The following is a 6539-nucleotide window of genomic DNA, read 5'->3' as shown; positions in this document are numbered from 1 at the left end:
CCAAGACGGACACATCCTCTCAAAAATCATTGTAAGGACTTAACTAAAATGTGTCCATGAAACTATACTAACTCCAAGTGTATTATTTCATTTGAACAATATTATTATTTTAGGCTCTGATAAAGTTGATATTTAGACATAAAGAAAGACCATTAAATTTCGATGGTCTTATCAAACAAAAGCTTATGTTAATTGGTAATTAAGAAGTATGTTATCCACTACTTAATGGCGATATTACCTACATATTCAGCACTTCCGTTATCCGTAAGGAGGTCCACTTCTATTAGATATTCTCCTTTTTCTTTTGGGAAATTGAAGTTGAGATTTTTATCAACTTCCAATTCTACCTTCTCATCCTGCTTCCATACCCAAATACTTATTTTTTCAATCTTAAAGTCTTGACTATCAAAGTCTATATAATCTTGTTGACCTGAATTAATACTTACTCGTTTTTGTTTCCTTGCAAGTGATAGAATATCTTTCGTTTTTTTCTTATATTCTTTATCAGATTTCCAATCTATATTAGCTACTTTTAATTTGATATCACTTTCAGAGTTTGTAGGATTAGAGAGTGTAATGCTAGGAGGTGTAAAATCATAATCCTCTCCTAAGCACCCTGTTAAAGAAAAGGCAAATAACAATCCACCAATTAAACTAAAAAATTTTTTCATATATTTACTCCTTACTATTCTTCCAAAAATAACTGGAATTATTTGTCGCTCGACGAACCTATAAATAGAAAACGATGGCGGCTACCATATTATTTATTATTGGTAATAAAGTATTGAAGACAATCACCCAAAAATTATACCATAATAAACCAATTCCTTATAGAACTATACTGCCCCGTTAGTGCCATAAGAAAAAGGCTGCCGCAGCAACCACTGTTATTGAACTATATCTTCCATCTGCGATGGGCTTCTCATTAGAGGGGTTAGTATAAACCTTTAATGGTAGAACCATCTTTCTCCGTTTCCTTCGGCTATAGGCTCTTTTGTTTCAGCATCTATAATTAAAATTTTGTGAATCATTTTTTCTTTTGTCTCTTTAATGGAACAAAATAGATATATTTGCCTTTTAGGATCTATATTTGGGTTTGGATTATTGTAAATATTAACTAGTGAATATTTTTCCGCATGTTTATTTACTGTTGATTTTAAATCTTTATACAGAAGTTTTTCTCTAATATTCAGGGTTGCAGTTTTGAATTCACTATAATCTCCTAAGTTGTTTCTTTTATAAAATTCATTTGCACTTTTTAGTTGTTTCTTGCTATTATCTATATACTTTTCGGAAGTTTGTGCATTTACATTAACAGTTATTAACATAAGCATAGTTAAGATTAAAATAGACAATTTAGTTTTCATTGGGCCTCTCTCCTTTAACAATATTAAAGGTATTATTCCCAATTTTTGATTTTTTTATAGAACTAAACTGCCCCGTTAGTGCCTTAAGAAAAGGAGCTGCCAAAGCAACTCCCTTTTCGAAGTAAAGCACCCTTAAGTCTTTAGTCTATAAGACTTTTTGTAGAGTACGGAAACTGTGCAATAGCAGGAGAAAGCCTCTGGCGGGATTCGGTAAGCATAGGCTAGAGGAGAACACGCTTCCCTACGGATATTCACCGGCAGGATTTACACCTACCTCAGATTATTTGCTTTTCGAAGTCGAAGCTTCTGAAACCCTTACCTTGTGACCCGGTGGCTTCAATATTCTCCTGTGCCCTTCCCTTCTAGAGCTACAGGTGAGTTTTAATTTCACTTAATCACTGCCTTAATTTATTTTAAATTCTATGTATATAACTCTTAACAATATCAAAACCTATGACTAGCAACACATTACATTCATAGGAGCTGACAACATGGCTAGAAATAACAACAGTAATCAATTAGTAGTTAATGGTGCAGAGCAAGCTCTAGAACAAATGAAATACGAAATCGCTAGTGAATTCGGTGTTACACTTGGGGCTGATACAACATCCCGTGCAAACGGATCTGTTGGTGGAGAAATTACAAAACGTTTAGTGCAAATGGCTGAACAACAATTAGGCGGAAGAACTCGGTAATCGAAATCATATGTAATGTTAGGGATAGTGATTGGACTATCCCTACTTATAATTTTACAAATTTCAAAAAAAGAAACAGAAACATCAGTAGCTGTTATTTTGCTATGTCACAGCGCGACTAAACCCAGAGACTTGTATTACACATATCCATAAAGTCACATTGTGAAAGCAAACGTCAATCACTGTGCGAGTACACTACGTTTCTAAACCTGCGAAAGGAAAATTTTTCTCTGATTTGAATGTATGATAATGGGAAAGAATTATACGTTTAAAAGGGCGCCAATGGCGACCTTCTTATGGCACTAATGCTCCTGATAGTTCTATAAGTTTTTAATGATATTTTCAATTTGGGTATGAACCTTATTATTACATACTCCCCCGTGGTAGCAAATTACAGATTCAATATCGTACCTTAAAAATTTATCTAAAGAAGAAATCGCAGTGTCCATATCGAGTGTTGTTTGCTCAACGGGTCCTCTTAGATTCCCATCTATACAAATCATTGCATCAGCAGCAACAAGAACTCTACTTTTTTTCAAATAAAGGCTAATATGTCCAGGGGTATGTCCAGGAGTAAATAGAACTTTTATCCCTCCGAAATAGGGGAGTTCTTGACCGTCCGATAAAGTAGTATCAATTTTAGCTTTAGGAGGATTTTTACAAAGCTCAAGCATTATTCTTGATTGGTCCTCCGGAAGAGAGTCTAAAATCTTAGCCATACTTTTAGGGTTCGTTTTAATAAGGGAAATTTCCCCTTCTATGTATGGCTTATCAAGTTCATGAGCGAATATTTCAATACTTCCTTTAGTTGCCTTTATGATTTCTGGCACACTTCCAATATGGTCAATATCTTGATGTGTTAATATAACTGCTTTTAATTTATCTAATGATAAACCAATTCTGTCCATTGCTGAGATTATTTGCTCATATTGTCCTGGCATTCCTGTATCTATCAAAATAGCTTCATTATCATCCCAGAGAAGCGTCGGGTGTATGACTGCTTTCCCTCCAAACGCTTCAGCTTCTAACTCAAGCATTTCAACTCCATTAGCTATTCTCATTAAGTTCCCCTCCAAAATTATTGATTAATTGCATATTTAAATAACTGTTTAGTTTAATTTACCAATTAATCAAAGAGGTTTCAATAACAAATATTTAATCATAACACATAAAATATTTTCTGTCAATGTTTTTTTATTTCTTGCACTATGGAAATATCCTGCCCCGATAGTTTATTAAGAACAAAATAAAAAGGACCCTTGGTCCCTTAAAAATACTTTCTATACAAGTCTCTCCGCATTGCACCACTTAGATATGCATAAATTTTTGTGGTTTCACTTTTTTCATGACCCATTAAATTTTGAATCACTTCTAAAGGCGCTCCATTATTCAATAAATTTGTGGCGTAACTATGTCTAAGCTGGTGGGGATGAATGCTCTTTTTAATGTCCGTTCTTTTTGCTACCAGTTTTATAATGTTTCTCGCTTGAGATATACTCATTCGATGGGGTGCACGTGTTGTCACAAATAGTGCTTCCTCATGATCATTTCGCTCATTTAAATATCGCTTCAACCATATTTCACAACGAGTATTGAAATATACTTCTCGTTCTTTATGTCCTTTACCTAGTACGATTGCTGATTGATTAGAGAAATTGATTGAGGCCCTATCTAGAGTTATTGCTTCACCAATTCTGCATCCTGTTGAATACATAAACTCAAATAAAGCATTCTCGAATGTTGTATGACAAGCTTCCCGCAAGTGTTCAATTTCCTCTTCAGACAAGTATTTTGGAACCCTTAATTCTAATTTTGGTTCCTTGATTTTGGAAGCAGGATTTCCATTAATTAAATTTTCATCCTGAGCCCATCTAAATAAAGATTTAATAAATCGAATTCTGTGACCCAGACTGGATGGTTTAAGCTTTTCAGCTGCTTTTCCCAGATAAACTTTAAGAGAATTAGTTGAAAGTTATTGAATGGATATATTTCCAAAACTATTCACCAACAAGTTAAATTGGACGTAATAGGCCTTTAATGTTTGTGGAGAATAACCTTGGATTTGCTTATCTGCCTTATATAAACCCCATACATCAGTTAAGATCATACCTGTTTCTCTCCAATCTATACCATATTAATAGATAGTATAGACAAAAGAGGAACTATTATACTAGATTAGTAGATTTTCCATTAAACAATAACACCTGTTCGTTAAAGAAGAAAAAGCTGCCTTAAGAAAGCTCCAATCTTCAGCTAGTCGAGTAGAAGGGAACCTCTCTACCTTACGGTAGATTGTGTTCCTGCCCCCCTCACAGAACCGTGCTTGCGCTATTCACGCACACGGCTCCTCCTAGTTACCATTCACAAAATGTAGCTAATCTCTCAGATTCAGATTTTGCTAATTCTGCTATCCTTAGTAGTTTTGTTTCCATTTATCCCTACCTCTGAGTGTAGTAAATGTTTCCCTAGTAAGGGCGATAACTGGTAGCTAGCCTTTCCTCCATCGGCATTACCCAACTTCATTGGTACTACGCTGCTATCCGACTCCCTACACAGCATTTGGTTTCCTTGCTTTTTATCGCTTGTACACCATACTCTTCTAATAAGAAAAGACCGATAGGGTCTCCCGAGTTGCCGTATCATATCGATGTGTAACGTGCCAAGGTCTCTGACTCCAGAGAGGTTTTATCCATCTTGCCCTTAACAAAGGATAAAATGTAGCTTTCTGCTGTGCGTAAAGCATCAGCCCTCTCGATTTACTAACATTATGGAGCTCAATCCCTTCAACCATTTGGCTTTCGGCCCGCCACCTAACTGTCTACGCTTAAAGACTAAAGTTACCTTTAGCCCTCCAAGACTCGCTACGAGCGAATCGCTAGTTCTTACTCGACAGGAATCCCACCCGCTATATGATACGACCTAGGCTCGGCCGCACACGCACCTTTTAGCAGCATAAAGGAATTTAACAACACCATTGAAATGTTCCTAGCCGAACATAAGAAGGATTTTACCTAAGGGGATTTAGTCGCGTTCAAACGCCTGGTCAGGTTCTCCCCAAAATATGTTGGTGTGGCCAACGCAAAGATCGGAATTCTAGTAAAAGCCATCAATAAAAATTGATAACACCGATTTCTTCCATTAAAAATTAAGAAAAACGTTTTTCTGTAGCCAAAAGGTGGCATTCACCATCTAGAGAGATCATCACCTTAAAGCCGCCTAGTCTTTTTAATCTGTCCTTTACACGGCCTACACTTTATAAGAGAAAGGCTTTTTTATTATTCAGTAGTAGAAATCCTCCTTGCTATTTGGAACTTTATAATGAAGACTCAGTAGCTTTACCAAGGATTAGGAATACTTCCCGATATATAAGAAGTTTTCCTCTTTTATAAATTTTCAAAAGTATTTTCTATGGCTAATTTCAATTCTTCTTTTCCTTCTCCTATATAACGTTTGGTCATGTTCAAATCTTTATGCCCCATTAATTTTGAAACGGTTTGAAGGTCTATCCCCTTATCGATTAATTTTTGGCAAAACGTATTCCGTAGCTTATGGGGAGTCGCATTATATTTAGTCAGCATATATTGCACGGACCTTGGCGTGATGCGCTGATTCACACTGGATATGAAGATGGCTTCCGTTTCCATATTTAAAAATTCCTTGTATGCCTTGATCTTTTCACTAGCAGTCATGGAGAGTGGAATCTTCCTGTCTATATCACCTTTTGAATCCCGGATGAGGATATATTGCCTTTCTCCCTCTTTTTGAATGTCGCTATGGTTCAAATCACAAAGTTCGGACACCCGGATACCCGTATGAATCATTGTGTAGACAATAGCAATATTCCTGAAATGCCCAGAAGCATCGATTTCTTTTAGGAGAGCAGCTTGCTCAAACATGTTCAGAGCTTTTGGCGGATCTTCTTTCTTTTCCTTTGCTTTGCGATCGATGTTGAGGACGATCTCGGGTTTATCAAGGAACCTGGAAAACATGGTAATGGCTGAATAATGTTTTTCAATCGTTCCTCCACTCTTGTTTGACTGTTCCATATAGTCTAAATAGGTTTGCACGTGGGATTTTTCAATTTCTTCCGCTTCTTCTTTAAACCATTGAAGAAACTGGGAGATGACTCCAACATAGGTTTTAATCGTACCAACGGATTTATTTTGACCCATTAACCATTCGGCAAAAGAATGAAGAATTTGTTTATTGTCCAGGTTTTCTTCTTTACTGGTCATCGAGAAGCCCCCTACCAAAATCATGCTACTAATAAGCCTATCCAATACACGAATAGTGGAATTTATACAAAAAAACCTTAGGAGAATCCTAAGGTTTAGAATGCGTAGATAGGATCTGAACCTGTGTATACGGGTTTATGAATCCTAATTGATGTGATAAAAATTGCTTGGCGGCGTCCTACTCTCACAGGGGGAAACCCCCAACTACCATCGGCGCTGAAGAGCTTAACTGCCGTGTTCGG

Annotated in this window: 6 protein-coding genes and 1 rRNA gene; 1 reads left to right on the top strand and 6 read right to left on the bottom strand. The window is 36.4% G+C overall.

Features of this window, described 5'->3' with window-relative positions:
• Positions 1-218 precede the first annotated feature (218 nt).
• The gene (locus ACFX4X_RS24970; protein ID WP_377387499.1) at positions 219-671 is read right to left on the bottom strand and encodes a hypothetical protein; all 453 of its coding nucleotides are present in this window, start codon (positions 669-671) and stop codon (positions 219-221) included.
• 276 nt (positions 672-947) lie between these two features.
• Positions 948-1367, bottom strand: a complete 420-nt coding sequence (locus tag ACFX4X_RS24965; RefSeq protein ID WP_377387497.1) for a hypothetical protein — start codon at positions 1365-1367, stop codon at positions 948-950.
• 491 nt (positions 1368-1858) lie between these two features.
• Between ACFX4X_RS24965 and ACFX4X_RS24960 the strand changes: the two genes are divergently transcribed.
• Positions 1859-2062, top strand: a complete 204-nt coding sequence (locus tag ACFX4X_RS24960; RefSeq protein ID WP_034304517.1) for an alpha/beta-type small acid-soluble spore protein — start codon at positions 1859-1861, stop codon at positions 2060-2062.
• 320 nt (positions 2063-2382) lie between these two features.
• Here ACFX4X_RS24960 and ACFX4X_RS24955 read toward each other — a convergent pair whose 3' ends face one another.
• From ACFX4X_RS24955 to rrf, 4 genes are all read right to left on the bottom strand, one after another.
• The gene (locus tag ACFX4X_RS24955) at positions 2383-3123 is read right to left on the bottom strand and encodes an MBL fold metallo-hydrolase (RefSeq protein ID WP_377387494.1); all 741 of its coding nucleotides are present in this window, start codon (positions 3121-3123) and stop codon (positions 2383-2385) included.
• A 206-nt stretch (positions 3124-3329) separates the two neighbouring features.
• On the bottom strand, positions 3330-4007 hold the full coding sequence (locus ACFX4X_RS24950; protein ID WP_377387502.1) for a tyrosine-type recombinase/integrase: 678 nt from the start codon (positions 4005-4007) through the stop codon (positions 3330-3332).
• A gap of 1438 nt (positions 4008-5445) precedes the next feature.
• Entirely contained in the window at positions 5446-6297 is an 852-nt protein-coding gene (locus tag ACFX4X_RS24945; RefSeq protein ID WP_061466473.1) for a tyrosine-type recombinase/integrase, read from the bottom strand.
• A gap of 165 nt (positions 6298-6462) precedes the next feature.
• Positions 6463-6539: ribosomal RNA gene (rrf, locus tag ACFX4X_RS25590) — 5S ribosomal RNA — on the bottom strand; the annotation flags it as partial.

Origin of the sequence: Peribacillus sp. YIM B13481, from assembly GCF_042787985.1 — a bacterium.
Lineage (GTDB): Bacteria > Bacillota > Bacilli > Bacillales > DSM-1321 > Peribacillus > Peribacillus simplex_A.
Note: the sequence above shows the minus strand (reverse complement) of the source record. Positions and strands in the feature narration are given on the sequence as shown.